This is a genomic window from Desulfosporosinus burensis (assembly GCF_054657535.1).
This window is the reverse complement of the sequence record NZ_BAAHYN010000021.1, coordinates 18,855-45,565: the sequence shown is the minus strand read 5'-3', so window position 1 is coordinate 45,565 and position 26,711 is coordinate 18,855. Positions and strand designations below refer to the sequence as shown.

31 protein-coding genes are annotated in these 26,711 nt (G+C 43.4%); 1 reads left to right on the top strand and 30 read right to left on the bottom strand.

The features are described 5' to 3' along the window. Positions 1–85 precede the first annotated feature (85 nt). The 7 genes from ACYQ3Q_RS25955 to ACYQ3Q_RS25925 form a co-directional block, all read right to left on the bottom strand. Complete coding sequence (locus ACYQ3Q_RS25955) at positions 86–3,331, bottom strand: molybdopterin-dependent oxidoreductase (RefSeq protein WP_459931313.1); 3,246 nt, start codon at positions 3,329–3,331, stop codon at positions 86–88. A gap of 17 nt (positions 3,332–3,348) precedes the next feature. Continuing rightward, on the bottom strand, positions 3,349–4,431 hold the full coding sequence (gene nrfD, locus ACYQ3Q_RS25950; protein ID WP_459931312.1) for an NrfD/PsrC family molybdoenzyme membrane anchor subunit: 1,083 nt from the start codon (positions 4,429–4,431) through the stop codon (positions 3,349–3,351). A 13-nt stretch (positions 4,432–4,444) separates the two neighbouring features. Then, a complete protein-coding gene (locus ACYQ3Q_RS25945) occupies positions 4,445–5,152 on the bottom strand; it encodes a 4Fe-4S dicluster domain-containing protein (protein WP_459931311.1) in 708 nt (235 codons plus the stop codon). A 181-nt stretch (positions 5,153–5,333) separates the two neighbouring features. Then, positions 5,334–5,981 (bottom strand): response regulator transcription factor, encoded by a 648-nt coding sequence (locus tag ACYQ3Q_RS25940; protein ID WP_459931310.1) that lies wholly within the window; start codon positions 5,979–5,981, stop codon positions 5,334–5,336. Further along, positions 5,947–7,458 carry an ATP-binding protein gene (locus ACYQ3Q_RS25935; RefSeq protein WP_459931309.1) on the bottom strand — a complete coding sequence of 504 codons (1,512 nt, stop codon included), beginning with the start codon at positions 7,456–7,458 and terminating at the stop codon, positions 5,947–5,949. The genes ACYQ3Q_RS25940 and ACYQ3Q_RS25935 overlap by 35 nt, the downstream gene beginning before the upstream one ends. A gap of 10 nt (positions 7,459–7,468) precedes the next feature. After that, positions 7,469–8,440 (bottom strand): substrate-binding domain-containing protein, encoded by a 972-nt coding sequence (locus tag ACYQ3Q_RS25930; protein ID WP_459931308.1) that lies wholly within the window; start codon positions 8,438–8,440, stop codon positions 7,469–7,471. 32 nt (positions 8,441–8,472) lie between these two features. Beyond that, positions 8,473–9,003 (bottom strand): DUF2179 domain-containing protein, encoded by a 531-nt coding sequence (locus ACYQ3Q_RS25925; RefSeq protein ID WP_459931307.1) that lies wholly within the window; start codon positions 9,001–9,003, stop codon positions 8,473–8,475. A 214-nt stretch (positions 9,004–9,217) separates the two neighbouring features. On the opposite strand from ACYQ3Q_RS25925, the gene ACYQ3Q_RS25920 reads away from it, so the two are divergent. Further along, entirely contained in the window at positions 9,218–9,790 is a 573-nt protein-coding gene (locus ACYQ3Q_RS25920; protein ID WP_459931306.1) for a Uma2 family endonuclease, read from the top strand. 98 nt (positions 9,791–9,888) lie between these two features. Here ACYQ3Q_RS25920 and arsB read toward each other — a convergent pair whose 3' ends face one another. The 23 genes from arsB to ACYQ3Q_RS25805 all read right to left on the bottom strand — a co-directional run bounded on the left by arsB (position 9,889) and on the right by ACYQ3Q_RS25805 (position 26,616). Beyond that, on the bottom strand, positions 9,889–10,965 hold the full coding sequence (gene arsB / locus ACYQ3Q_RS25915) for an ACR3 family arsenite efflux transporter (protein WP_459931305.1): 1,077 nt from the start codon (positions 10,963–10,965) through the stop codon (positions 9,889–9,891). 52 nt (positions 10,966–11,017) lie between these two features. Then, positions 11,018–11,344, bottom strand: a complete 327-nt coding sequence (locus ACYQ3Q_RS25910; protein ID WP_459931304.1) for an ArsR/SmtB family transcription factor — start codon at positions 11,342–11,344, stop codon at positions 11,018–11,020. A gap of 184 nt (positions 11,345–11,528) precedes the next feature. Further along, positions 11,529–13,265, bottom strand: a complete 1,737-nt coding sequence (arsA, locus tag ACYQ3Q_RS25905) for an arsenical pump-driving ATPase (protein WP_459931303.1) — start codon at positions 13,263–13,265, stop codon at positions 11,529–11,531. 40 nt (positions 13,266–13,305) lie between these two features. Next, positions 13,306–13,695, bottom strand: a complete 390-nt coding sequence (gene arsD, locus ACYQ3Q_RS25900; protein ID WP_459931302.1) for an arsenite efflux transporter metallochaperone ArsD — start codon at positions 13,693–13,695, stop codon at positions 13,306–13,308. A gap of 86 nt (positions 13,696–13,781) precedes the next feature. Further along, entirely contained in the window at positions 13,782–14,099 is a 318-nt protein-coding gene (locus ACYQ3Q_RS25895; protein WP_459931301.1) for an ArsR/SmtB family transcription factor, read from the bottom strand. A 450-nt stretch (positions 14,100–14,549) separates the two neighbouring features. Beyond that, a complete protein-coding gene (locus tag ACYQ3Q_RS25890) occupies positions 14,550–14,819 on the bottom strand; it encodes an aminotransferase class V-fold PLP-dependent enzyme (RefSeq protein ID WP_459931300.1) in 270 nt (89 codons plus the stop codon). Positions 14,820–15,091: 272 nt separating this feature from the next. Next, positions 15,092–15,784: a cytochrome c biogenesis CcdA family protein gene (locus ACYQ3Q_RS25885; RefSeq protein ID WP_459931299.1), complete on the bottom strand. Its 693-nt coding sequence runs from the start codon at positions 15,782–15,784 to the stop codon at positions 15,092–15,094. Continuing rightward, positions 15,781–16,305 (bottom strand): thioredoxin family protein, encoded by a 525-nt coding sequence (locus tag ACYQ3Q_RS25880; RefSeq protein WP_459931298.1) that lies wholly within the window; start codon positions 16,303–16,305, stop codon positions 15,781–15,783. The genes ACYQ3Q_RS25885 and ACYQ3Q_RS25880 overlap by 4 nt, the downstream gene beginning before the upstream one ends. Before the next feature lie 534 nt (positions 16,306–16,839). Next, entirely contained in the window at positions 16,840–17,181 is a 342-nt protein-coding gene (locus tag ACYQ3Q_RS25875; RefSeq protein WP_459931297.1) for a hypothetical protein, read from the bottom strand. Positions 17,182–17,368: 187 nt separating this feature from the next. Beyond that, entirely contained in the window at positions 17,369–17,605 is a 237-nt protein-coding gene (locus ACYQ3Q_RS25870; RefSeq protein WP_459931296.1) for a hypothetical protein, read from the bottom strand. A 137-nt stretch (positions 17,606–17,742) separates the two neighbouring features. Then, entirely contained in the window at positions 17,743–18,744 is a 1,002-nt protein-coding gene (gene lplA / locus ACYQ3Q_RS25865; RefSeq protein WP_459931295.1) for a lipoate--protein ligase, read from the bottom strand. Positions 18,745–18,771: 27 nt separating this feature from the next. Then, entirely contained in the window at positions 18,772–20,175 is a 1,404-nt protein-coding gene (locus ACYQ3Q_RS25860) for an MFS transporter (RefSeq protein WP_459931294.1), read from the bottom strand. Continuing rightward, on the bottom strand, positions 20,126–20,362 hold the full coding sequence (locus ACYQ3Q_RS25855; protein ID WP_459931293.1) for a 4Fe-4S dicluster domain-containing protein: 237 nt from the start codon (positions 20,360–20,362) through the stop codon (positions 20,126–20,128). The genes ACYQ3Q_RS25860 and ACYQ3Q_RS25855 overlap by 50 nt, the downstream gene beginning before the upstream one ends. A 51-nt stretch (positions 20,363–20,413) precedes the next feature. Then, the gene (locus tag ACYQ3Q_RS25850) at positions 20,414–20,785 is read right to left on the bottom strand and encodes a putative zinc-binding protein (RefSeq protein ID WP_459931292.1); all 372 of its coding nucleotides are present in this window, start codon (positions 20,783–20,785) and stop codon (positions 20,414–20,416) included. A 65-nt stretch (positions 20,786–20,850) separates the two neighbouring features. Beyond that, entirely contained in the window at positions 20,851–21,342 is a 492-nt protein-coding gene (locus ACYQ3Q_RS25845; protein ID WP_459931291.1) for a putative zinc-binding protein, read from the bottom strand. 2 nt (positions 21,343–21,344) lie between these two features. Then, positions 21,345–21,746 (bottom strand): putative zinc-binding protein, encoded by a 402-nt coding sequence (locus ACYQ3Q_RS25840; RefSeq protein WP_459931290.1) that lies wholly within the window; start codon positions 21,744–21,746, stop codon positions 21,345–21,347. Next, a complete protein-coding gene (locus ACYQ3Q_RS25835) occupies positions 21,739–22,611 on the bottom strand; it encodes a putative zinc-binding protein (protein WP_459931289.1) in 873 nt (290 codons plus the stop codon). Before ACYQ3Q_RS25835 ends, ACYQ3Q_RS25840 begins: the two co-directional genes overlap by 8 nt. After that, the gene (locus ACYQ3Q_RS25830; protein WP_459931288.1) at positions 22,604–22,897 is read right to left on the bottom strand and encodes a 4Fe-4S dicluster domain-containing protein; all 294 of its coding nucleotides are present in this window, start codon (positions 22,895–22,897) and stop codon (positions 22,604–22,606) included. Before ACYQ3Q_RS25830 ends, ACYQ3Q_RS25835 begins: the two co-directional genes overlap by 8 nt. A 2-nt stretch (positions 22,898–22,899) precedes the next feature. Then, complete coding sequence (locus tag ACYQ3Q_RS25825) at positions 22,900–23,274, bottom strand: hypothetical protein (RefSeq protein WP_459931287.1); 375 nt, start codon at positions 23,272–23,274, stop codon at positions 22,900–22,902. 127 nt (positions 23,275–23,401) lie between these two features. After that, entirely contained in the window at positions 23,402–24,694 is a 1,293-nt protein-coding gene (lpdA, locus tag ACYQ3Q_RS25820) for a dihydrolipoyl dehydrogenase (RefSeq protein ID WP_459931286.1), read from the bottom strand. Between the two features lie 150 nt (positions 24,695–24,844). Continuing rightward, the gene (locus ACYQ3Q_RS25815) at positions 24,845–24,991 is read right to left on the bottom strand and encodes an FAD-dependent oxidoreductase (protein ID WP_459931285.1); all 147 of its coding nucleotides are present in this window, start codon (positions 24,989–24,991) and stop codon (positions 24,845–24,847) included. 199 nt (positions 24,992–25,190) lie between these two features. Further along, positions 25,191–26,336: an aminotransferase class V-fold PLP-dependent enzyme gene (locus ACYQ3Q_RS25810; RefSeq protein WP_459931284.1), complete on the bottom strand. Its 1,146-nt coding sequence runs from the start codon at positions 26,334–26,336 to the stop codon at positions 25,191–25,193. 13 nt (positions 26,337–26,349) lie between these two features. After that, the gene (locus ACYQ3Q_RS25805) at positions 26,350–26,616 is read right to left on the bottom strand and encodes a putative Se/S carrier protein (RefSeq protein ID WP_459931283.1); all 267 of its coding nucleotides are present in this window, start codon (positions 26,614–26,616) and stop codon (positions 26,350–26,352) included. Between the last annotated feature and the right edge of the window lie 95 nt (positions 26,617–26,711).

Genomic DNA, 26,711 nt, shown 5'->3' with positions numbered 1-26,711 from the left:
TCACTGTCAGCAATACGAAGGGGGTAAAACAAAAGGAGTCTGTAACAAACTAGAAAACAAGTTTTGTTACAGACCCTTTTAAAAATTAAGCTTTAATAACCTTCACACGAGTATCATAGAAGCAAATACTGCCTCCCGTAAGATCCTGTAACCCCACATTTTTAAGAACAGGGTCTACTCGCATCACTGGATTGAAATGCGTTCCTTTACCTCGCCGGGGATCCCCTTTGATAACCTTACCATCCACGGTAATATCGCGAGATCCATAGGCAAAGTGGCCAAAGCTCACGTGGAAAGCTACGGTTCCAGGACGTATCCCTTGGACCAATTTCACTTTCGCTACCATCTGAATTTCGCCTTGCGGTCCCAGCTTCCAGACACCATCTGGGTTAGTCGCCGAAAGAAGACGAACTTTATCCCCATCTTTGATTCCCAGCTTTTCCCCGTCAGCCGCATTCATCATTACGCTGTTTTCTTTCTCCAGCGCTAACAGCCAGTAGTTCCCAGCCGTTCTAGACTTGGTATGATGAATTGGGCGATAGGTAATCAAGCTAAAGGGAAAACCATCTTCCTCATCAGTTAGTAATTTACCTGCACAGTCCGCTGGGCCGGCTACATAAGCTGCATGAGGAATAAAGCTCTTACCCGTCATGGTATTTTTGGTCTTGGCGGTCTTCTCCTGGTAGATATTAATGAGTGCTCCATACTTGTTTTTCAGTTTTTCTCCATCGTAGGTGTCCGAATCATCCTGGAAGCGTCCACCACGGTTTAGAACATAGATTACCTTTTTCCAGTTTGCAGCGCCACATGCTTCTTTCCAACGTTCTGGATCAAAGATCGATTTTGGAAGATGCTTCCGAGCAGCTAGGAAAATCTTCTCTTCCTCCTCATTAGCATCTGGAACGGGTTTTCCATCCGTCGCTACATTAGCAACTTGTTTCAAGTAGAGGTGATCTGGATGGGTTAGAGGAACTCCTTTTTCAAAACCATCAGGACCAAAACCAGGCAGATTCATCTTCTCGGCGAGGCCTAGAAGGAAGCTCTCAAAACTCATCGGCATTTCCTGTCCATAGACTTTCGCATTATCTGTGAGCGGTGGCGCAGCCGGCTGGCGGATCGGTTGAGTTTTATGCGGAATACTCGGATGGCCCCCTTGGAATTCCCATCGTTCCAGATACGTAAGATCTGGGATAATATAATCTGCAAAGACCGAAGTCTCGCCCACGGTAATATCAAACGTTACAAACAACGGGACTTTCTTAACATCCGTGATAATATCAACCAAAGGGCCAGCTGCCGGCAACGTGTAAATGGGTGAACCCATATACAGGAATAATGCTTTACAAGGATAAGGGTAAGCATCTCCCATAGAAGGAAGAACCTCCTGGTAGACATCACTAGCTAGGGGGAACCAAGGCCGTTTGGCAGGATACCCACTAAAGATTGTTGTATCTTCGTATTTCACATTGTGGCGAATCAAAGAGACCCCAAATTCCTGTAATTTACCCGGTTGATTTGCCACCTTATAGACCTGACCTTCTTTGGCACCGGCTGGACTGTAGTCGGATTTTTTAATAAATCCTCCTTTGTAGTCGAAATTACCGTTCAAAACATTCAGCGTAAACCAGGCAAAGTTGTTATAGAAGCCATTAGTATGCTGGGAAGGTCCACGATGGATATCGACCACCGCTTTTTTGCCATGGCTCGTAAATTCCTTAGCCAGAATTTCAATGTCCCCCGCTTCTACCCCTGCAAGTTCAGCCCATTCTGCAATAGTTTTCTTACTAGCTTCCTCTTTCAGAATCATCAGAGCGCTCTTAACTTTAATCCCATTGATTTCGGTGTCTACGAGCAAATCCCCAGTAACAGCCTCGGTCTCACTGTTAGGATCAAGCATGACCGGTTTGCCGTCCTTAAAGACGACAAACAGTTCATCTTCATATTCCAGGCCCTCTTTCGTGGTCTTCTTAACTTTTGTACCACCGATTTCGTGCGACCGTAAAAAAGTACCTGGTTTTCCGTTTTCAATCTTCACAAGCCAAGCAGCATTGGACCATGTCGGTTCTCCAGCCGCTTTAGCAGCCGCCTTATTAGCACACGCTAAAAATTTAGCATCGTAGCGTCGGTTTTCAATGATCCAGCGAATCATACCCATAGCAACCCCAGCATCTTCTCCGGGTTTAGCCGGTAACCATTTCCACGCTTTGGAAGCAAGTTTCGAGAAGCGTGGATCAATGCAGGCAAACTTGAGACGCCCGGACGAAAGACCGTCTATAATACGGGAAGTCTGAAGCGGCGGTCCATAGTTAGCTTCAAAATGGTTAGCCCCTACAAAAAGAATAAATTCCGCTCCTGTGTACTCTCCTTGCCAATAGAATTTACTTCCTCCTGTCCAGGACATTCCATTCTTTGCTGCATCATATTGCCATTGTTCACTCATTGCCTTACCTGTGAAGTAAAGAGAACCTTGGCATACTGTTGTATGACCGTGGGCATTGGTGGAGCCCATACCTCCGATGGTAAAGCGCTTGAGTATGTCCCCGCGACCATCTTTTAAGCGTCCCCAATTAAAAACAAATTGGTTATTCTTCGGCCCGAAATCCGGATGTTTCGGATCAATTAATTTATCTAAATGCTCTTTAAATTTATCCTTAAACTCATTTACGAGCTGTTGCTTCTTGTCCTTGTCTTTCTCTGCGAGGATTTTCTTGATCTCCTCGGACATCTCTTTCCCAAGTTTGGCATCTTTCACCGCGCGTATCTGATTGAGGCCCTCTACTACGCGGTCTTCCTCTCCCGGTACATTGGCAAAGAGTTTGCCTCCGTTGGCAATCTCCTCTAGAGCTTGTTCAAACGGAATGCCAACCCATTTGTTTTCTCCTCGCTTGCCAACTCGTTTCAGAACTTTGCGGATTCGGTAAGGATCGTAGTAAGCCTGGAGTCCAGCCTGCCCTTTTGGACAGATGGCCGCGTCCACTTTGCTAATCGTGGCTTTGTAATCAGAATTGTACGGTAAATGAGGATAGAGGTTCCAGGGTGAATAGGGGCTTCCCTCGATTTTTAAGGGGATTCCCTCACCGGATTTTACTTTAATAGGGCAACCTGTATTACACTGCAAGCACGAGGAATTAATGATAGTTTCCGGATTGTTAAATCCGTACTCCTGTCCATCCGTACCAGCAATGGCTCTCTTCTGCATGTCAAGAAATAAGGGGCTTCCGCCAACAAACGCTGCGCCAGTAGCGACTGTTGCTCCCGTTAAAAATGTTCGACGACTAATCTTCTTTTTGGTGAGTATTTGCTCAAGTCCGTCCGTTTCTTTCTTACTCATCGTTTTACCTCCTTTTCTTAAACGTTAACTGATCTATTCGATTTTGTTGAACCCTCAGTATGGTCAACTAAAACTTTGGGAATCAACCAATAAATTGCCAAAACTACAGTTGATAGGAGCCCAACTGCAACCAACCATTCTACGATCGACGGTGTATAGCTAAGGCTCAATCTAGAATCTTGGAACGCCTCCGTCAATCCGCCTAAATCCGGCTGAGTAAACGCGGCCGTAACAAACGTGACTTTATAGGCCAATATTCCAACTAACGACAGGAGTACTCCAAAAAGTGCCGTTGCTGGTTTAGTCAAGAGATAAGTAGCTACTACTCCACCAAGTCCTACAAACAGGACCCAGAATCTCCAGTCCGTCATTTGGGCCATGGCTTCCGGCAAATTTCTTTCTAAGGCAAGATGTCCTACTTCTACCACTAGATGCATGACAATAGCATACAATAATAGCTTACGCAGTCCATTTCCGGCTTGCTGAAGCAAATCAGTCGCCCACAGGGCAGCCACTCCGTAGATCAAAGCTCCCCCTGCCACAATCGCTGACGTGACAAAGGCGAAGGCACTACCCCAGTTGTTCCAAAGAGGACGGGCGATCATATCCCCAAAAAACAAGGTTTCAGCCCCAAGAAATAGGATCGATAAACCTAAACCTAGATAGACTAAGGGTGATCGTACACTTGAAATTCCTTTTAACATAATAATTGCCACAGTAACAATAAACAGGGCATACCCCCATGACGCCCAGGCTAAAGGCGAGGAAAACGATGGAGAAAAGAAGATGCTAATTCCTTTCATTGGTTTGCCCAAATCGAGCGCGATAAAAGCTAGCGCCCCCATCAGCGAGATGGCCGCAGAACCAAAACCCAATTTAATCCAACGCACGGAATTGTTTTTATAACCCAAATAAAAGCCAAACCACGTAGCTCCTGCAGCTGCAGCGACCAAGAAAATATATAGGCTGACCCATAGTCCCCAGGGGACGTAACTGCCGTAATTGACGACCGAATCTCCCCAGATAAACGCTTTGCCGACCGCAGAACCGATACCGATCAAAGCTAATAAACCTAAAACCCATTGACTTAGTTTATTCATGCACTATCACCCCCTATAGATAATATACTTGAGGTCCTGTCCCCAAGGTTTCTTTTAAACGAGTAGGTTTTCCAGAACTTAGCACCTTGCTGATAAGACTATTTTTGTCATTGAGGTCACCAAAATAAGTGGCACGACCAATACAGGTTGTGACGCAAACGGGTAAGATTCCTACTTTTATACGGCTAGTACAAAAATGACATTTCCGGGCGCTTCCAATAACCGGTGAGCCATGTCCCGTTCTTGAATAGTTCTTCCCATATTCATAAAACGTTGCTGTCTCATAAGGCTGTAGTTGTGGGGTATCCTCAGTATAGTAATTTCCAGTGTCAAATGTCCGAGCCCCATACGGGCAATTAGCTAAACAGGATCGACAGCCGATACATTTTTCATAATTGATCTCTACAATTCCGTCTTTTCTCTTGAAGGTTGCTCCTACCGGACAAACCTTAACACAGGGTGGGTTTTCACACTGCATACAAGGTCGAGGTAAAAAAGAACGTTTGACCTTTGGATACTCCCCTGTCTCTTCTTCCATGACCGGACGGTAAACCACTCCGGGGGGAAGTTTGTATTCAGAGACACAACCGATGGTACAAGCATGGCAACCCACGCATTTGCGTGTATCGATTAACATGCCCCACTTTACTGACTCGGCCGCCCGAGCCAACGCGGCTTCTACCTCTTTCTGCATCGTAATGATAATATCATCTTGAGCCATGGTCTTCCTCCTTGTAATATATTTTGACTTTGTACTTACTTTCATTATTACATAAAATGGTTTGTATAAAAATCAGTAAAAACCCTGAAAATCTATCAGGGTTTTTACGAAGGGGGAAAATGTAAAACCCCAATATCTTTTCAAATACATAACAGCATTTAAGGAATTGGGGTTTTTCTCATCAAATATAGCCCTCTTGCATAGCATAGCGAACGAGTTCCGAACGTCTTTCGCACCCGGTCTTCTCCATGATCCGAGCCTTGTGCGTCTCGACCGTTTTAATGCTGACGGCTAATTTTTCACTAATTTCTTTATTGGTATGCCCTAAGGCAACTAACTTTAAAACCTCTGTTTCGCGACCGGTTAAATTGATACTTTTTTTAGAGTTTTCTCTGATTTCCGGATGGTAGATGGACTGAATAAGCATGCTCGCCATCGCGGGATGAAGAAATATTTCTTTGCGGGCCACCGCACGTACTGCCTCTAAGAGTTCAGAATCTGCAGCTTTTTTCAAAACATATCCACTGGCACCTGCCTGCATTGCCTGCTGAAGATACTCTTCTGCCTCGTGCATGGTCAGCATGAGAATCCCAACGTCCGGAGTTAATTGCTTAATCCGAGCAATGGCCTCAACTCCACTCATGCCTGGCATGGAAATGTCTAAAATAACCACATTAGGTTGGAGTATTTGTACCTTTTCCAAGGCCTCCTCTCCAGACACTGCTTCGCCAACCACCACCATATCCTTCTGAGAATTAAAAAACATTCTTAATCCGGTACGCAAGATCGTATGGTCATCGACCAGCAACACTCGTGTTTTTTCGTTCATGCTTCCACCCCCTTTCTAACGGCAACCTGACATACAGCGTAGTCCCCCGACCCGGTTCGGATTCAATCTCGAAGGTTCCACCAAACAGTGCTGACCGTTCTTGCATACCAGCAAGCCCTAGATTTTGACGTCCCTGGTTTCTTTCACTTAAAACCTGCTCTACATCAAATCCTACTCCATCATCTTCTATAATCAGATTCACACCCTCTGGGCGAATCTCCAAAACGATACTGACATTACGAGCCTTAGCGTATTTTGCTACATTTGTCAGTGCTTCTTGTACAATTCGGTATAGAGTCGTCTCTACTTCACTTGGTAAGCGTTCCATCACTTGGTTATGAACTTCAAGATCTACCACCATAAGCTCCTGTTGGCGTTTGTATTCGGTGACATAACGTTCCAGAGCCGCGACCAAACCCATGTCATCTAAAACTGTAGGGCGCAGTTCAACCGCTAGGCGATGCACATCTTCTAACGTCAGGTAGGCAACTCTTCTCAAATCTTCCGCCATGCCTCTTGTATGCTCCAAGTCATTTTCCTGACTTAGAAGTTTCAGCCCAATGATCAAGGACGTCAAACTTTGACCCGTCTCATCATGAAGTTCGCGAGCTATTCGCTTTCTCTCCTCTTCCTGCGCCGTAATCACTTTATTCAGTAATTGTTGGCGAATTTGTTCTTTGTCCATTAACTCTGCCAATAATGCTTCTCTTTCTTGAGTATATCGTTCCAAGCTTTCCGCCATTCCATTAAACGAATGACCGAGCTGTCCGATCTCATCCTGCCCCCCAATGCCCACTCGTTGGCTAAAATCTCCTTCAGCCACGGCTATGCTCGCGTCAACCAAGCGTTTTATAGGTCGCGTCAAAAAATGAGACATGATAAAGCCACCGAACAAACCTAAGATAGTAATTCCTATAGTTGTCACCATAAGCTTTATTGAGAGAGCATCAATGGTTCGATTCATATTGGCTTCAGACATGCCGATACGCACCCAGCCTGTATTTTTCCCAAGGGGAACTAGGACGTCAAGTATAGTACCCTCTTCGGAATCGATTTCTATCACAACCGCTCCGGTAGGGTCTTTCTCAAGCTGGCGTAATCCCAGTAAGCCCACTGGAATCCCTTGTCCGAAGTTATGCGCCACTAAATGTCCCTTCTCATCTAAGATAAGAACGTAGCGAACATCTTCATTATGCAATGAAACCATTTTTGTCTTCTCGTAAAGGCCGATTAAATCCCCCACGAGAATCAGATTCATGCTTTCGGCAGCTACTTGGTTCCCAATCGTAACCGCTCGTTTCCTCATTTGATCATCTAAAATTTTGGTCATATTAGACCGCATATCAATAATTACAGTTAAGCCCAATAAGCATATAAATACTCCAACAATCCCCATAATTTTGACAGAAAGGGGGACCGCCTCTTGGATTTCTTGAAGTGTTTGAGAAGTGAAATACTTAGTAATTCGTTTCGTCATTTTAATCATTTCAAGCCAAGCCTATTTCTTGTGCTATCGCTTGGATTTTATCATAGAGCTGTTGGTCTGGATGAACAAAACGTTCAAAATGCAAAAGTGCCATCGCCTTTCGCCCCTGTTCATCCATATGCATGGTCAGCAAAACATTCTTTAAAGTTGCTATGAATTCCTGGTCAGCCTTATGCGAGACAACGACCGGAGGGTTCCCCATCTCTTCTGATTGATCAACCACTTTAATCTTTCCCATAATGCTTGCATCACGTGTAATTGTCAGGTCATAAATTAAGCTATCAACAGCGGCTCCGTCAACAATACCTTCGGCCACCGCTCGAATCGACTTCTCATGACCATAGGTGAAAATCGTCTGCCTAAAAAAGTTATCGGGTTGATATCCCTTTCTTTTCAGCATCACTTGAGGTGCAATACGCCCTGAATACGATAAAGGGTCCATGTAAGCGAAGGATTTCCCCTTTAAGTCTAGAAGCGAAGACGCCCTTGACGATGAAGGAACAATGATATAAGACCTATACGTAGCAGACCCGGCAATTTGCGGGGTAACCAAAATTTGTTTGATTTGATTTTTCCCAACGTCCCCCACCAGAGCCCCTGAACAAATGAACCCTAATTGGACTTCTCCGGCTTCAATCAGACGATTCGTCTCAGTATAGTTTTGCCGTTGAACCATCTTGACCTTCATATCGACACGCTCTCCGATGATATTAAGCAAATCCCCATAAAGATTAACATTTTCCATCGGCGAGATAATTGAAGCCACCGCAATATTTAACACGGGTTTCCCTTCCAATTCAGGTTCCTGTTTTGGAGGAGCCTGTAGCTGAGAAAGCTGAATCTTAGGACGTTCTTGGTTGGTCTTGAAGTTCCAGAATCCCGAGGCCGCTGTTCCTAGAATTCCTAGCTGAACAACCCCTAAAGCACCCATCCAAATGACTTCTCGACGTGTAAACTCTTTGTTTTTGGACACTTCACTTTCCTCCGTTCAGCGATTGCTTATTATTAAAAAGACTTGGGCATTCGTTTAATCCAAAATCCACCTTTGAAATTTTTTGGTTCATAAGAGACAACAAACGCTTTAGGGCAGAGCTTATCGAGGATGTCAACTAGCTGGCGCTCATTACTCCTCTTGGCCAAAACCTGCATCATGAGCCGTGGACCATCCTTGCCATCGGCTAACCAAGAAGTGACACCATATCCATACTCCCGTAGTTTGGACGGTATTTCTATTTCAACACAATCCACAGTCACTTGAACTGTCACATAACCCAACGCAATATACTCCTCGATTCGACTGCCGATATACACCCCTAAGCCATAACCGACGCAGTAAGCTGCTATATTCCAATAATTATCAAGGTTTTTCAGAACAATCCCTAACCCCATCATATAGACAAAAATCTCAGCTACGGAAAGAATGGATGCTATAATTCTCTGCCCTTTTATGACGAAAATCATACGTAAAGTGCACATGGATACATAGACAATGTTAATTCCGATGATGATAAGAATAAGTTGCATAATTTCCTCCATTTTCAGCCACCATGTTTGCTACTCTATATTCTACCTTTTTAATCCCGCCTTGTCACCGAATAGATCTTATTTCAATAAATCCAACTTTTGGGAAAAACCTAGTTTTTTAGAAATCCTAGCTAGAACATGCTAAGCATAAAATCAACCGCCCGGTAATAGTGAGATGTAATCTGTGCAAATATCTGGTATAATATGTTATTAGGGGGGGAGCCATATGCCATTACCAGACGAAGCAAAAAGATATACATATGCTGATTATCTGGAATTTCCAGACGATGAACGATGGGAAATCATTGACGGAGTACCCTATATGCAATCAGCGCCAACTTGGCAACACCAAAACATACTTTTGGAATTAGCCGCACAGCTCAGAAACTATCTATCAGGCAAAGAATGCAGAGCGTTCATTTCTCCATTTGACCTAAGATTACCTAAGATTGACGAAGATGATGAACATGCTACTATAGTAATTCAGCCTGATATACTTGTAATATGCGATAAATCTAAACTTATAGGGAGTGGGTATTGCGGTACACCAGAATTAATAATTGAAATACTATCACCTTCAACAGAGAGAATCGACAGACTCACCAAATTTTGGGCATATGAAAAGGCTGGCGTGAAGGAATATTGGATAGTGGCGCCAGACACAAAGATCGTAAGCGTATTTATTTTACAGGATAACAACAGATATGGACGGCCTGAGTTGTATACTGATGCAGATAGTGTCGAAGTATCAATTTTCCCCGATCTTGTCCTAGAATTAAGAACAGTTTTCAATTTTTAGCTTTATACGTCACTGAGTCATTAAGTCTGTGTTAAATTAAAATGAGAAGAAGAGGGTACCTCTGTTCCCTCTTCTTCTCATTTTCTGTATAGATCCTGCTATCCTCTAATCGGTACTCCCTCCTTATTAAAATACTTCCTCCCGAAGGTCAAACTAACATTAACTAAGGCGATCATTACAGGCACTTCGATCAGCGGGCCGATGACTGCTGCGAACGCAGCTCCGGAGTTAATTCCAAACACCGCAACAGCAACAGCAATGGCCAGTTCAAAGTTATTGCTCGCTGCCGTAAAAGCTAAGGTGACAGTTTGACCATAGGGAAGTCCTTGTCGCCAAGCCATATAGAAAGAGACAAGATACATAACTGTAAAGTAAATCAATAGAGGTATCGCAATTCTTACAACATCCAACGGTACGGAAACAATAGTCTGACCTTTGAGCGAGAACATGATAATAATTGTAAAGAGCAAGGCAATTAGCGCGAGTGGGCTAATCTTAGGAATAAATTTTTTCTCGTACCACTCTTTTCCTTTCATAGGTAAAAGTATTAAGCGCGTAAGCATCCCCGCAAAAAAAGGAATTCCTAAATAAATAAGGACACTTTGGGCAATCTCCCAAATACTGATGTTTACGTTAATATTTAAAGCAAGACCGAGCCAGCTTGGTAGGACAGTAAGAAAGATGTAGGCATAGACCGAATAGAAGATAACCTGAAAAACAGAATTCAGAGCAACCAACGCTGCAGCATACTCTGAGTCTCCTTTAGCCAGGCTGTTCCAGAGAATTACCATGGCAATACAACGGGCTAGGCCTATCATAATAAGTCCCGCCATATACTCTGGGTAATTATGCAAGAAAATTACTGCAAGAGCAAACATTAAAATTGGCCCTACAATCCAGTTTTGAATTAACGATAAGGTCATGACTTTACCATTTCTAAAGACACGTCCGATTTCCTCATATTTCACTTTTGCTAGGGGTGGATACATCATCACGATTAAGCCCACGGCAATCAGAATATTAGTCGTCCCCATCTGAAATTGGTTAATAAAATCAGAGGTACCAGGGAATGCATACCCTATACCAACACCCACTGCCATTGCTAAAAAAATCCACAAAGTCAAATAGCGGTCCAGTGTTGATAACTTACGACTTACTGACAATTCGACACTCATGCTTTATCAACTCCTTATATAGTTATCTAATAGTAATACCCAGCCTCATTACTTAAGTCTTACATCCTTTGGCAAGCATTAGCCGTTCCTCGTCTTCCTCAACCTTGGGAAACATAGGCAAAAGTAAGGTTATCAGTGGATTTCCCATATTCAGTGAATAATAAGTCCATTGTCCTCCGCGACGTTCATTTACAAATCCCGTTTGTCGAAGACGCCTCATATGTTGGGACACTCCCGGTTGGCTTATTTCGAACACTTCTGTTAAATCACAAACACATAACTCTCGTCCCTGAAGTAATGATAAAATCCTCAACCGCGTTTTATCTCCTAATACCTTGAATTCTTCGGCCATTGCCTCAATACGCGGTGTAGTGCTCAAGAGCTTACCTCCTTTCTGTAACTATATCGTCTCATAGTAAGATATTCCTATATAATTATATTATTATATATTCTGTAAGATTTCAACTACGATTTTGTTATTTAAAAAAGGGCCTTATCCCTATATTAATTTCACCTTACACAAAGACAGCTAATCGGTCTCTGTGTAGGGGTCGAATTAAATATCATAAGGTAAGCAACTTATCCCCTTTGATTTCATCGTCACTCCAAGCAATAACGGCTAATTTTCCATCTGAATGTTCATCGACTTTGTTGATCCACTCAATCTCGTTGCTTGCCTTGGCAGATAACAATTTATTCGTTGTACTGGTATGATACAGTGAGGAATTAATTATCCACCATTTGGTCGCAATACCTGCACGTTTCAAATCTTCTTCGAGACGCATTGCCTCATATACGGGTGTGGCTTCAGCAAGCGTAACAATGATAACCTCAGTTTCGTCAGCATTACGGAGCCGTGGCAACAGATTTTTCACGGATTCGGGAATGTTACCTTGTGAACGCTGGATTTCCTTGTGATAGCTCTGCGTGGAATCAAGCAGCAAGAGTGTATGCCCGGTCGGAGCAGTGTCTATGACAACAACTTGATCTTCTGCCTTGTCCACAATCTGTGCAAAAGCTCTAAACACTGCAATCTCCTGTGTACAAGGGGAGCGTAAATCTTCTTCGATATAGGCAATATCCTCATCGGACATAGTTTCTCTTGCCTTCGAAAGCACTTCCTCTTGATATTTTCTCAGTTCAGCTTGCTCGTCAATATGACTTAAGCTGATCCCACTGTTTTCATCGATCACGAATTTAAGATGTGCCGCGGGATCGGTGGTAGTAAGGTGTACTGCTTTACCTCTTACGGATAATCCCATAGCAACCGCCGCCGCAATGGTCGTCTTACCTACACCACCTTTACCCATGGTAAAGATGACCTTTTTATTGGTGTTGTACAGATCCTCAATGACATTCTTAAGCTGAGGGATCGCCTGAGCCTGTATCGTTTCATCACGGACGATATAATTATCCGTAGTCAGCAATGCTCTTACATTGTTTATACCTGTAATGTTATAAGCTCGGAGCGGTACAGTGTAAGTGATAAGTTTTTGTAAACCCAGCGGTATTTCAGCAAGTGCTTTCTGTTGCTTGTGATAGAGGCTCTCAGAAATACTATCATCATACGAGGTTAGTACACCATTAATAACCATTACCTGATTGTTTACGCCTATCTCCGCAAGCTCTCTGGACGCTCTATCTGCCTCCTTGAGGGGTGGTGCTTCGGGACGTGAAACCAGAATGAGGGTTGTCAATTTGCTATCGGCTAAGGTTTTCACAGCCTTTCTATAAATTTCCTTTTTGCTCTCTAATCCTGATAGTTGTCCCAAGCAAGATGCACCGTGGGTGCTTTCACTAATGAAGTTGCTCCATGCAGATGGTAGTTGTAGCATTCTGAGTGTGTGACCTGTTGGAGCAGTATCAAAAATAACATGATCGTATTCTATTTGCGTTTTTTCATCGGTTATAAAGTTGGAAAACTCATTAAAGGCAGCAATTTCAACAGTACAAGAGCCAGAAAGTTGTTCCTCCATATTGTTTAGCACTGCATCGGGCAGTTTGCCACGGTAGGGAGCGATTACACTTTCCCTATATTCCGCTGCCGCCTGGATGGGATCAAGGTTGGCGACAACTAGATTTGGCACTTCTTTAATGGGAATACCCTTATTCGTCAGTTCGGTGTTAAAAACGTCCTGCAAGTTTGAAGCAGGATCAGTGCTGATAAGAAGCACCTTTTTACCACTGTCCGCAAGGGTGACCGCAGTAGCGCAAGCAGTTGAGGTTTTACCGACACCGCCTTTGCCTGTATAAAATAAATATTTTGTAAGCTTAATTTTCTGTGGATTAAAAATCTCCATAATTAGTTACCCCCGTTTGTTATTATTGAATAATACAGGATCAGCAACTCCCGTTAGAACAATCGCATCCTCCTGAACTCTTAGGAATCATATTAAATCCCTTTTCTTGCTCACCTAAAAAGCTAATCGGGATATCGAGGAGCTTCGCAAATTCTTCATTGCTAGGATATCTACTGGTTATTAAAATTTCACCGTCTAAGACAGTAGCTGGCAAATCATCAACTCCTTTGGTTTTGAGAAGGTCATTCACCGCCTTATTGTTGACAAATTCCATAGGAGCATTTGTAAGATTGAAACGGTCAACCTCAATGCCGCTTTTCTTAAGTGAATTAAGAACAGTAGAAATCCGAAGCAATTCAGTGTCAACCCCAACTCCACATAGACCTGTGGAACAGCACATAGCAGGCTCGAAGATTTGCATTTTTTTCATAAGTAAACACTCCTCATTATAATTTATAAAGGCAACTTACTTCAGGTGGAATCTTAAACTCTTCTGAAAATGAGTTGAACTTAATCTTAACATCCTGGTATAAGATTTCTCTCGTTGCTATTATGCCTTATCGTTGTAATTTCATTAAGCAGGTTTTTTGCTGCCTCACAACCCTCTTTGCTCAAGGAATAGTACATCCATTTTCCATGACGGCGATAACCAACAAGTCCCGAATCACATAACATCTTCATGTGGTGCGATAAGGTGGATTGCGAAATATTCAGATCTTCTAGGATTTCGCAGGCACACCTCTCTCTGCTTTGTAACATTTCAATGATTATCAACCGATTTGGATCGCTAAGTGCTTTAAATACTTTTGCATTGTTTTCATATTTAGTTTCCATTGTACACCCCATATCTATTTTAATCGATATGTACATTGTAAGTCTCATATCTATGGATGTCAATGTGATTAAAATATAATTGTATTAGCGCATAGGTATCTACACATAACCCAAATATAAGATTCGTCTTGTGTCTTTGATAACATATTGGCTTTTAAAGGAAATAATAAAGGAGACCTTCAAGTGGTCATAATTAAACCAATCTATACATAGTTGAATCCATACGTTTTGGCGATGTAAACCCCTGCATAAGAAAAGCTCCCAATAATGAAAATACCCTCCAGTAAAACGATGATATAGATATATAATCTATGCACTATTTTTTAAATCCTTTTTGGCCTATAGCTTATCTCTTTCCTTAAAAATCAAATCATCAAACAGAAAAGTAATAGAGGCATCTGTACCCTTAGTACTAATGCCTCTATCAATAACTCACGGCTGCCGAACAGATTAGCCCAACTCCTCTTCCACCCTCTTTACCGCCAGTAGTGTAGCTTTAATCTCTTCCTCACTCGTAAAATGGGAAGGGCTAAAGCGAACGACCCCCTGATCCAAGGTTCCTAGCATCCTGTGGGCATGGGCAGCACAGTGTAACCCTGCTCGGGCGATGACTCCTGCCTTCTCTTCTAATATAAAGCCCGCTGCTAAGGAATCAAGTTCCCCAATATTAAAGGCAACAATGGGCGACCTCTGCTCCACAATGTCATTTCCATAATCCAAGACAACTTTATCCGGTTGCAGGTATACCAGCGCTTGAGGATTGCTACACTCTAAACCTATTTTGGCTCCATCTGGCGCTTCTCAGTCCGGCACCATTGGTTTCATGATAGCGCTTATAGGGGTATATTAACAAAAATTCAGAGAAAGGAACGTGTTACAGTGCCGCGGGATGGATCCGCCTTGGTCGAAATGCCGGTCAGCATTACTATCATCGAAGAACGAAGACGGTTTTCATCCGTCCGTTGCGACGGAAAGCTAAGCAGTTCCTAAGGTTAAAAGCCTAAAAAGAACATATAAAATGCAATAAGCAGAATTACACTTCCCATGACAATTCTCAACACCTTGCTGAAGGTACCATATCTATTGCTTAATGTCATATTTTTTACAAAACCAATCGATGTTCCTGCTACAAGCACTAAGGCACTGTGACCTACTGAATAGAGCAATAACAGAACAATTCCCCATAACAAGCTGCCTCTTTCCGCTACAATAGCAAGAAGTGTAATCAGTACAGGAGTTGCACAGGGGGACGAAAACACACCGCCTAATATTCCTGCTATAAATGCTCCGATGTACCCTCTTCTGGTGTTCTTGGCAATTAGAGAGGTTGACGGAATAAAATTGTAAATTTCCCATGTTTGCAAAGCCATTAACACCATCAGCACACCTAGCAAAAGATACCACCATGACGACGATGTTCCCATTAGTCTGCCGACAAGTGATGAAACTGTTCCTAATATGGTAAATGTAACTGCTGAGCCTGCTGAAAAGGTAAGAGAAAGCAGAAATGCCCTTTTAGGGTCATTGTTTCCAGTGCCGCCTACATATCCAATGACAAGTGGAACGCTTGATAAGGAGCAAGGTGTTAGGGAAGTTAGCACTCCCGCGAGCAAAGCAAGCAAGGGAGCTACCCACATACTTTGCGAGATAAGTGTCGAAAGAATATCAAGCCATTCATTGATCATTCCACACCCATCTCCTTTAGTACAGCTCTAAGTTGTTCTTCCGTCATACCTCCTTGATGTGCAGTATAAACATGTTTGTTGGTATCACGAGTGGAATACAACATTATTTGCATAGCTTCTGCATCTTGAGGCACAAAGGGATTGCCCTCTCTATCAAAGAAAAACTGCGTTGGGATTACCTGTACAGGAAAATCAGCGGCTGCATTTTGATTTTTCCAAACATCTACGAACTTTACAACGGCCTTGCCCTGCATCTCCTTATTAAGTTCCTTAAGTACTGGCGCCATTTCTTTACAAGGAATACAGGAATCTGCCCCAAAATCAATCACAATAGGTAAACCATAAGATTTTAGCTGTTCAAGGTCTATTGCAGTTGCCTCAAGGGCGAGATCTCCTGTGTTAGCTGCTATGGGCTTTTCCTGATTACCTTTTAGGATAAAAATTCCTACTATTACTACGATGATAAGCAAAGGAGCCATGATTTTAAGGACTGATTTAGGTTTTTTCTCTTTATTATTCATTAAGCTTTCCTACCTCCATTTCATTTCTAAGTATTAATATAAAGAAAACTTAACTGGCGCCAAGCGCTGGCCATGGATGGCCGAGTGTCCCTGTAGCCAAGGATGGCGAGAAGGGACCCTTGGCGAAGGCAGCCGCCTTAGTTGCACTGCTACAGAAAGTATATAACGCAAGTTATACTTTCTGATCAGTATATAGAATACTTGGCTAGCGCCACGCTTTCATGTGCCAGCCATATTTTTGCCTCATATCGATACTTATCTATTTTATAATATATTAATACATAAATACTTGTCAATATTTTCAAGCAGAAGTCAACTAATCCCAAAAGGGAGTGTTCGAAACAAAACTTGTGATTTTTTTATGGCGGATTCAAGTTTCCAACAAGTAAATCCAGTGCTTCTATCATCATTAATTTGGTATAGCTATTGGATCAATATTTAGAAGTACAAAAACATCTTTTTTACATACGAAATGGCATGAGGATTAATAATACAATCCAACATGCCACTTTTTTGCCTTGGCAACTTCCCGACCTACATAAAAGCCACCCTGGAACTCTTCCTAACCTCATCATATATCTTGCTATTGCTGATTCCACCATAAAAACGGACAACACCGTTAACCGCCACCAGCGGTAAAGTAAAACCATTTTTAAACATCGTATGGGGCTTATCATAGCCCTTTAAATCATCTTCAAAAACATCGATAAACTGCAATCGTACGTCAGCCGCCAGATCACTTTCCTGGAAAAACCGGACCAAATTCTCAAACATTTCCCCCATGGTTTTTTTAGTTTCAGAGCCACAGGCACCACCGCAACTACACGAATTGGCTGGGGCTTCTTCACGGATTCCGAACACTTCTACCTGAACCATAAGTTTTTCCTCCTCACCCTTCTTTCAACAACTCCCACAGCCGCATGTCTTGTTTCCATTCGCACTTTTAGCCGTACTGCCATAATATTCGATCGCTTCTGCCGGACATAATGCTTGGCAACCAGTACATCGAGTCAATCAACAGCCACAAGATTTCGGGCAACTCATGGACAACCAAAAGGGAGCATTACACCCTCAATCCATCATTAATACTAATCTTCATTTTTCGCTTCCCCAATTCTTGTTCTACCAAAAGAAGGTGCTGTATTGGAGGCAAGGGTTCACCATCCTCTACGATTTTTTCAATGTAATAGATGCAGTTATTTTTCTCCTCTTGGGAATTGCTCAGGGTTTTGTACTTAAAACAGCTTACGAGGTCGTTGCTGTCTTCAATACACAGACCGCAGTTAAGACATGTTTTCATGTTCACACACCCTCCCACCATTTCCTACCACAGTTATCATTGCTTCAATCCTGGCTTCCATTACCTAGTTGAGCTACGGTTATCTAATTAGAGAGCCTCCTGCACTTGAACAATTGGCACAGGAGGTTTTTCTCAGTCTATAACTCTGTTTCAGTAAGCCATAGGGCTACATCCTTAATAATAATCGCTTGATTTTCAGATTGGCCATCGACCTTTATTAAACGCTCAATCATCCTGTCTTTCCCAAACGAGCATCCTTCAAGACTTTTCCCCATATCTCTGATCAAGCCCTCTTCAATAGCATCCGAAAAAACTTGCACAGAATCAATGTGACCATTTTTCAAACAAAACCCTAGTTCCACCTCGCCCCAACCAAATCGGCGGCTAAACGAAATATCGAACTTTGGAGTTTTACCAAATCGCCATTCCCAAGAGCAATACTTCCGAACTAGGGATTCAATATTGAGGTCTTTGCGGTCCACAGCTATTTCTTGAACGTTTCCCCCATAAACATCGATAAAGCTCTCTTCCATACCTTCTATCACACCTGCTAAAGTGACTGTCTTGCAAACTTCCGTTAGATTAACCACTCTGGACTGAACAGAATCGATGCCCTTGGAAATTATCTTTTCACGGGATACCTGTAAGTTACGACTAAGCTTCGTCAGATCGCTATTAATAAGGATCGTGCCGTGATGCAGAGCATTATCTTTATTAAAAAAGTAAGCGTTACCGGAAAACTTCTTCTCTCCGATCACCAAGTCGTTACGCCCCGTAAACTCGGCCTTTATGCCAAGTTTTTTTACCGCCTGCAAAATTACGGTTAGCTGTTTCGATAAATCATAATGCTTTTTATTCATAATGAAGGTAAAGTTTAAATTTCCTAAATCGTGGAAAACTGCCCCACCTCCGGATAAACGTCGGGCTAGTTTCCCACCGTCTCGTTCCAATTCAAGATGCCGACACTCTTTCCAAGCATTTTGATTTCTGCCGATAACCACTGTGTTGTCATTCTGCCATAAATAAAGGATTAACTCTTCTTCGGTTATTTGCTCCAGTAAATGTTCCTCTATAGCCAAATTCACCCACGGGTCGTGAGATAATGATTTGTAGATGCGAGTTTGAATCTGAATGATCATAGTTCACGTTCTCTTTCTTACTTAATTTTACATATTTCCGATCATTTCCTTGGATTCATTAGGTTCCAAAACATGATCCCGGATCAATACAAAGCTCAAAAGCAAGGTGATGATCAGAGCAATACCATTCATCAGGAAAAGGTTATTGAGCCCCACGGCTGAAATTACCCTACCGCCAATTGCGGTACCGATACCGCCTCCACCCATGAAACAGAAAGCGACCAAGGACATGGCTGCACCTCTTGCCTTCTGGGCAAACTCTGTAGCTCTTGTGAGGAGCGTGGAATGAGTAAAGATGAAACCAAGCCCCAACAAGGCAATACCCAGGATCAACATTCCCAAGCTGTTACCATATTGATAGATAATGATATCAGCAACTGCTGCTGACACCAGTCCTAAGCTCAATACTTTGCGCGCACCCATTTTAGCCGCTAGCTTACCGCTCAGCCGCCCGCCGATAACCGACATAATCCCAAAAGCCGTCATAATTAAACCGATATATAAATAGTTGAATCCATACGTTTTGGCGATGTATACCCCTGCATAAGAAAAGCTCCCAATAATGAAAATACCCTCCAGTAAAACGATGATATAGGTATACAAACTCCTGCTCGTTCCGAGCAGCTTGGCATATGGCGCAAAAATTTTGCTGTCAGGGTGTTTTTCCGAAGGAAGTGTCTTGTAATTATTCATCAGCAGTAAGGTTGGAATTATGGCCAGTATCGCATAGGCGCCGAAGACTCCTCTCCAATTAAGGAAGTAAGCAATTGTACCTCCAATGGCCATACTGAGTCCCTGCCCAAGAAACGATATGCCCATAAATGTCCCTATCGCACTCTGTCTTTCCTGGACAGGGAACATATCCCCAATCAAAGCGAGGGAAATTGGCATAACCGATGCAGCAAACACCCCGGTCAAAGCCCGATATATTGACAAACTGGTTAGACTTGAGCCTAACGCACAAAGCCCAGTCGCTACCGTAAACATAATCATCGCCAAGGTAATGACCTGCTTTTTCCCATATCGATCTGCCAAGGGACCAAAGATGATCTGAAAAATACCAAAGGGAAGCATGTAGGCCGTGATTAAGAGTCCCGCCCTTGAAATGTCAATCTCTAAATTCTGCGATATAGCCGGCAGTATAGGAGACACTACCCAGTTATCTGCCATGACGATAAAACCTGCTAACCCGAGCAACATGATGATCTTGTTTTTGTTCATGCTTCCTTCACCCTTCAATTCCTTAAATTCATCCAATCGTGAGACTCCCACTTCCTCAAGTGGGAGTGGTACCCCGTACTCCGCTTCGGTGACGATAGTCTCCCCCACCGAAGTCTCGATGTTCAACTTTTGTTGAACGAGTTCACTCTCGTTCGTTTTATCAGCAACTTCCGCAGCTGCAGGTTGTCTTGGGGCCACCCGTATCTCCATTATACTGAATCGCTTCTGCCGGACATAAAGTCTGACACCCTGTACAGCGATCAATGCATCCCTCTGGATAAATGACAATAGGTTTTGTGCTGTCTTTTTCGTAAACCCCATGTGTGCATTTATTAATACAGGACCCACATTCAATACAATTATCGTAATTAATGATCGGATACCAACTCTTAGTCATTATAACCTCTCCCCTTTTTATTAAAGTCGTTTTTCTTTCAATTAACTCATTCTACTCAACCATGCACTTGACTGCAGTTAGAACTTGTTCTAACTCCTCTTGCGTATAGTCAATTTTGTTTTCCCGTTCAATACCGAGACTGGTCACTAAAAAATGCTTATCCGCCTCAATCCCTGCACCGTCAAGAACCTTCTTTCCGCATCCTTTGCTACATCCCTCAATCAAAACCCATTGTTTTGCATACTTTGCCGCATCAGCCAACCTTATTAGATCTTTCTCTTTGGCTTTGACACCAGCCAGCCGCACAAATTTTCCGTATCCCTTCTTTTCCAGTCTGGTTGCAGCTTCATAGGCCATCAGAGATACATTAGAACCGCCAGGACAGACGACCAAGCATAAATCGCTGTTGTCATTTTCGGGCATGTCTTTCGTCTCCTCCTTTTGAGTTAAAAAGGATAACTATTTCTAAACATCACTACAAATTCGCATTACTTCGGACCACAGCCGCATCCACAGCCCCCAGAGGGTCCACTGCCTACCATGGCTAGACCTTTAGCCACTTGATCTCTTTGAGCAGCCCGCAATACCTCATCAAACTTAGTCGTTATCTCGCCAACGACCTTTTCAACCATTGCCTTGTGTTCATCCGTCAGGTTTCTACTAGATAAGGCTCCTGCTTCGGCAACGTCTTTTCCTATTAAATCCGAAACATCGATTGCGGCACTCACCTTACCACTATATTTCTCAGTAGCCCTTTTGGCGCAAGCTTTTAAACAACCATCCACGGATATCGTCGGAAACTTTTCAGCAAATCCTCTTTCTTCCACTCCCCCTGCTAAAAAAAGTGGCAGACATATCGTCACTGTCGCATCTGAACGGATTTCAAGCATTTTTCGGGTTGCCAGTCTAGAGATCGTCCCTCCCAGACAGTCCTCTCCACTGCAAGATACAACGCCGATTTTAACCATATTTATGGACATTTTTACCCCTCCTTGCTTAATAGTTTTACTTTTTCAGCTATCTCGCCTGCAATTTCATCCGCAATCTGCCAGCCCTCTTCCGTGAGTTCCGTTGCAGTCCCCGGCTTAGCTCCTTTGTGTTTCCGAAACGAATCGATGACCCTCACCTTTTCAACGACTAATCCACCTGCCAACTCAGCGTTTTTTGCCGCACACATGGAAGGACAACCATCGAGAGTAATACATTTGACTCCCTCGATTAATTCCTTAGCCTCCTGATCCCCTGTAACAATGTAAGCTAGACACACCGTGCCGGATTCCTGAGGGCACAGCTCCTGAACAACCTTCAACGCACTTTCCCTCGCCACAAGACCATATACCTTGCCCATCCCGCTGCAGGGGATTACTTTGATTCGATCAGACATGAAACTCATCCACCTTCCTCTTTAAAATCTTGAAATATCCGTCAAACTCAAGCAGCAATTCTTTATCGCTTTCTAAATCCGTTAATTCAACTTCAGCGATCCAGCCTTTTTCGTAAGGATTCTGGTTGATGAGTTCCGGGGCAACCGAAAGTTCTTCATTAACAGCTGTAATCCTGCCCGTCACAGGGGAGACCACTTCGAAAACCGCTTTACCCGATTCAATCGCGCCTAGCTCACCAAACTGCTCTACCTCGCTTCCGACAATCGGTGGGGTAAAAAACATAATATCGGATAAACTCTGCTGGACATAATCCGTCACACCTACCCTTGCTTTGTTGCCGGATATATACACCCAACTATCGTTTTCATTGAATAATAAGCCTTCTTTGGGGACTCGAAAAATGAATTTATCCTTTTTGTAAACCTCATAATCATAGGTTTCTGGATAAACTATTTCCGTGTCTGACGCCGTTACACTTTCGGGTGCCTTGTCTGGTTCCTTCTCCAAAAGGAGTTCATCTGCAATCATCTCAGCCAATTTCACGTCATTTTCCCCGAGCCTTAAGGAGTCTCCCAGATCAACCCCCCTATTTTTGCCTTCTTCGGTTACTGTGATTTTGCCTGTAACTTTTAAACCCTTTTCCGAAGCAAGCTTACTGGCGCATCGTGTCTGACAGCCGTCAATCACCAGGAGCGGCTTTTCTTGGGCAATTTTAGTATATCTGGCCTCCGCTACTCTGTATAAAACCGGACAGATCATTTCACTGTCAGATTTCTCAATAAGATTTAAAGCTATTTCCCTCGAAATACAACCTGCGCCTTTATCCAGCCCATTACAGGGCAGAACGGCAAAGCTTTTACTCATTGCCTGCTATCCCCTTTCGAGTTTCCTTGATTTTTTTTGTAGTTTCTCCCTTATTCGGGAAGGTTATGGCATCCAAACCACAGGTTTTTCCACAGGCCCGGCAAAAGACGACACAGTTGTACGAATTTTTTACTATGAACTTTTTCTCCTCATTTTCCCTGACTTCAAAAACCTGGTGCGGGCAAAATTTAACGCATTCCATACAGTAGTTACATTTACTAAAATCTATAATTGGGCTCCAATCAATAGTGTTTCTCGGAACCCCCATAAATGTCTCTTCACTCATGCTTATCCCTCCGCTTCGATTTTCTCTACTAATTCTTCGACCTTTTGGAATGCTGCTTCATTGGTCATATCCCGAATATCTAGCATGTAGGCATCCTTTTCCAGATCCAGTCCTGCATCTTTAAATGCCTGCTTGAACATTTTCCTCTGCATATTCGGGGCACACGCACCGATAATGACCTTCCTGTGGGCTTTTAGATAATCTGCTAGGAAAAGGTCCCCATCTTCTTCGCATAACTGGGGGTGAATAAATCCGTATTCCACCGGCAGCTCAACTCTGACCTGGTTGATGAAATCCCAGATATCCATATTTTGAAAACCCGGACATTTCCCCGTACAAACGCACATGATAAAACCTGGTAACTGTTTTTTAGACATTTTGATCTCCTCCAATTTTAAAATTTAGAATTTATAAATATCACCGAATACGAAGATACCCTTACGAAGCCAGTCAAGGCCCAGAATTGCACCTGCACTCGAACCTCATGCCTCTTTCCTCGTGCCTCTATTTGTGAATCGCCCTGCCAATCGCATCTCCGCACGCTTCCATCACGGCTTCAGCTAAGGCTGGATGAGGATGGATCATATCCGCCAAGACTTCTGCTTTGACCCCTAGACTTACTGCCAAGGTTATCTCGGAGATCAATTCTGAGGCATGAGGTCCCAGAATTCGGGCTCCTAAAATTACGTCTGTACCCTCCTCGGTTATGACTTTAACAAAACCTTCCCTCTCTCCATGGCATAACGCCCTGCCATTGTTTCTAAAATCAAAGCGTCCCACTTTGACCGCGATGCCCTTTTCCTTCGCTTGCTCTTCACTCAAGCCGACTGCAGCCACTTCTGGATTGGTATAAACACAGGAAGGCACTGCGTTGTAGTTCAGCCTACTCTTGATACCTACGGGATTTTCGGCAGCCACTCGACCTTCTGCAAAGGCCAGATGGGCCAGCAAACTTCCACCAATCACATCTCCCGCAGAATAAACCCCAGGAACATTGGTTTCCATATGTTCATTAACAATGATGGAACCTTTTGTTACCTCTATGCCAAGAGAACTAATGTCAGGCGATACTCCCCCCAGCTTTCTTCCCACGGCCACAAGAACTTTTTCGGTGATCAGAGACACTTCTTTTCCATCACTATAAACCCGGGTTTCAAGCCCGTTTGGAGATTCACTAATTCCTTTGACCCTTGAACCAAGCTGAAATTTAATCCCTTGCCTCCTCATGATCTTTAAGAGTTCCGCCGTTATTTCCCTGTCCTCATTAGGAATGATCCTATCCTTCACTTCTATCACAGTAACCTTTGAACCAAGGGAATGATACAGAGTGGCAAATTCCATCCCAATGGCCCCAGCACCTATAATGGTAATACTTTCAGGAATCTCGGTTAGTTCAAGAGCCTCATCGCTCGTAATAACTCCTGCTAACGTAACGCCTGGTATGTCAGGTATTAAGGGCTCCGAACCCGTCGTAATAATTAGACGGTTGCAGTTCACTGCAACTTCTCCAGCTGCGGTATTAACGATCACTCGTTTCGCTGATTCAATCCGCCCCCTTCCTTTCAGAACCTCAATCCCATTCTTTGAAAGCAGATGCTCTACACCCATCCTGAGGCTTTTGACAACTCTATCCTTCCTAGACTGGAGAACCCTCGCATCAATGGATGAAACGGTTGCTGCTAGGCCGAATTCCTTGGATTTCCTCAGTAGATATAGAACTTCGGATGTTTTTAGCAATGCTTTTGTGGGAATACATCCTCGATTAAGGCAAGTGCCTCCAACCTCCTCTTTGCTCAATTAAGGTCACTTTTTATGAGAGAGATTAAGTTCAGGATGTGGGACGAAGACGAGAAAGTAATGATTGACGGAGATTCCTTGCGTTTGAAGAATACGCTCCAATCTAAGTCATCCTTTGTTTCCATCACACCGAGCCTATAAAGCACGATTCTAGCCCAGGAGAATTAGTCGGTTATTCACATTTTTTTGTCTAAATACAGTTGCACCCAATTGAGCTGCGCGTATAGCCGCTACATATCCCGCAGGACCGCCGCCAAGAACGCAGATATCACTCAATTGCTCCTTGGAATTGATCATCTTAACACCTCTTTATATTATGTAATTATCATATACTAATATTATACTACCATTCTATAGTCTGTGCACTATATTTTTAATCTTTTTTGCCCAGCTTTTATCTCCCCTAAGAAGTAGATCATCAGACCGAAAAGTAATAGAGGCATCTGTACCCTTCTGTACAAATGCCTCTTTCAATAATTCACGACTACCGAACAGATTAGCCCAACTCCTCTGCTACCCTCTTTACCGCCTGTAATGCCGCATTAATCTCTTCCTCACTCGTGAAATGTGAAGGGCTAAAGCGAACGACCCCCTGATCCAACGTTCCCAGCATCCTGTGGGCATGGGCAGCACAATGTAACCCAGCCCGAGCAATGACTCCTGCCTTTTCTTCTAATCTAAAGCTAGCTTCTACGGAATCCATATCTCCTATGTTAAAGGCCACAATAGGCGACCGCCGCTCCACCATATCACTTCCGTAAAGCTTAACGCCTGGAATTTGCCGCAAGCCATCCCATAATTTCCGGCAAAGCGCCTGCTCTGTAACCCTTATCCTATCTACGCCTTCCCTAAGTATGTACCGTACGCCTGCCCCTAGCCCTGCAATTCCAGCTCCATTTAAAGTGCCACTTTCCAAGGCATCCGGCAGAAATTCTGGCTGACGATCCTCTTCTGATAGACTCCCCGTGCCACCGTAGATTAACGGCTCCAATCGAATTCCTGGCTGAACAATGAGTCCTCCCGTCCCTTGAGGACCTAAAAGGCCTTTATGTCCGGGAAACGCGAGTAAATCCACGGACTGGCGTCCCACATCAATAGGAAAAACTCCTGCTGTTTGCGCAGCATCTAGCAAATAATACGCCTTATGTTCATGGGCGATTTGACCAATCTCTTTTACTGGTAACAATGTCCCAGTAACATTTGAGGCATGCAACGTTACCACTAACTTAGTATTCGTCTGAAAAACCTTGTCGTAAGCCTCTAAATCAAACTCTTTTCCAGGTATCCCCGGAACTTCACTAACCTCTACCCCTCTTTGTTTCAAGGCCCAAAGGGGGCGGGCCACCGCATTATGCTCGATTGAGGACGTGATGACATGATCCCCCGGCTGTAAAAACCCAAATATCGCTTGATTTAAAGCATGGGTGGCATTCTGAGTAAAGACAACCCTTTTCGGGTCATCCGTGCCAAACAAAATACACAAATCTTGCCTCGTCTGATGAACGAGCCGAGCCATCTGCATTGCCGAACCATGCCCTCCCCTACCAGCACTCCCTCCCGTGTGCACGAGGACCTCCTGGATGGCGTCCACAACTTGTTGCGGTTTTGGCCAAGTTGTGGCTGCATTATCTAAATAAATCATAAAGCAACTCCTTTCACCAGACTAGCGAGAAGAATCCATCTTCCCGTGCTTCGTACATCCCTGTAAGCACCACTCCATCATCGATAAGATCATCAATGATCGCTTTACGCTCCAGTGGAAAGCACAAAGCTGTGTTACAACCGGATCTCAAACGCATTGGGGTAGGAATCGTGTCAAAGGGACACTCATAACGGGAGAAAACCCGCTCTGCGCCCAAAGCCTCCGTTAACGATGGGAACGTGAGTAAAGCCCTATATTCTTTCAATTTTCCATATAACATTATATTATCTCCCCAATCAGTTCCAAAAGGATTATTATAATAATCTTATATTATTATTTAGTAAATTTAAAGTGACTAATGTGAAATCAGTATTG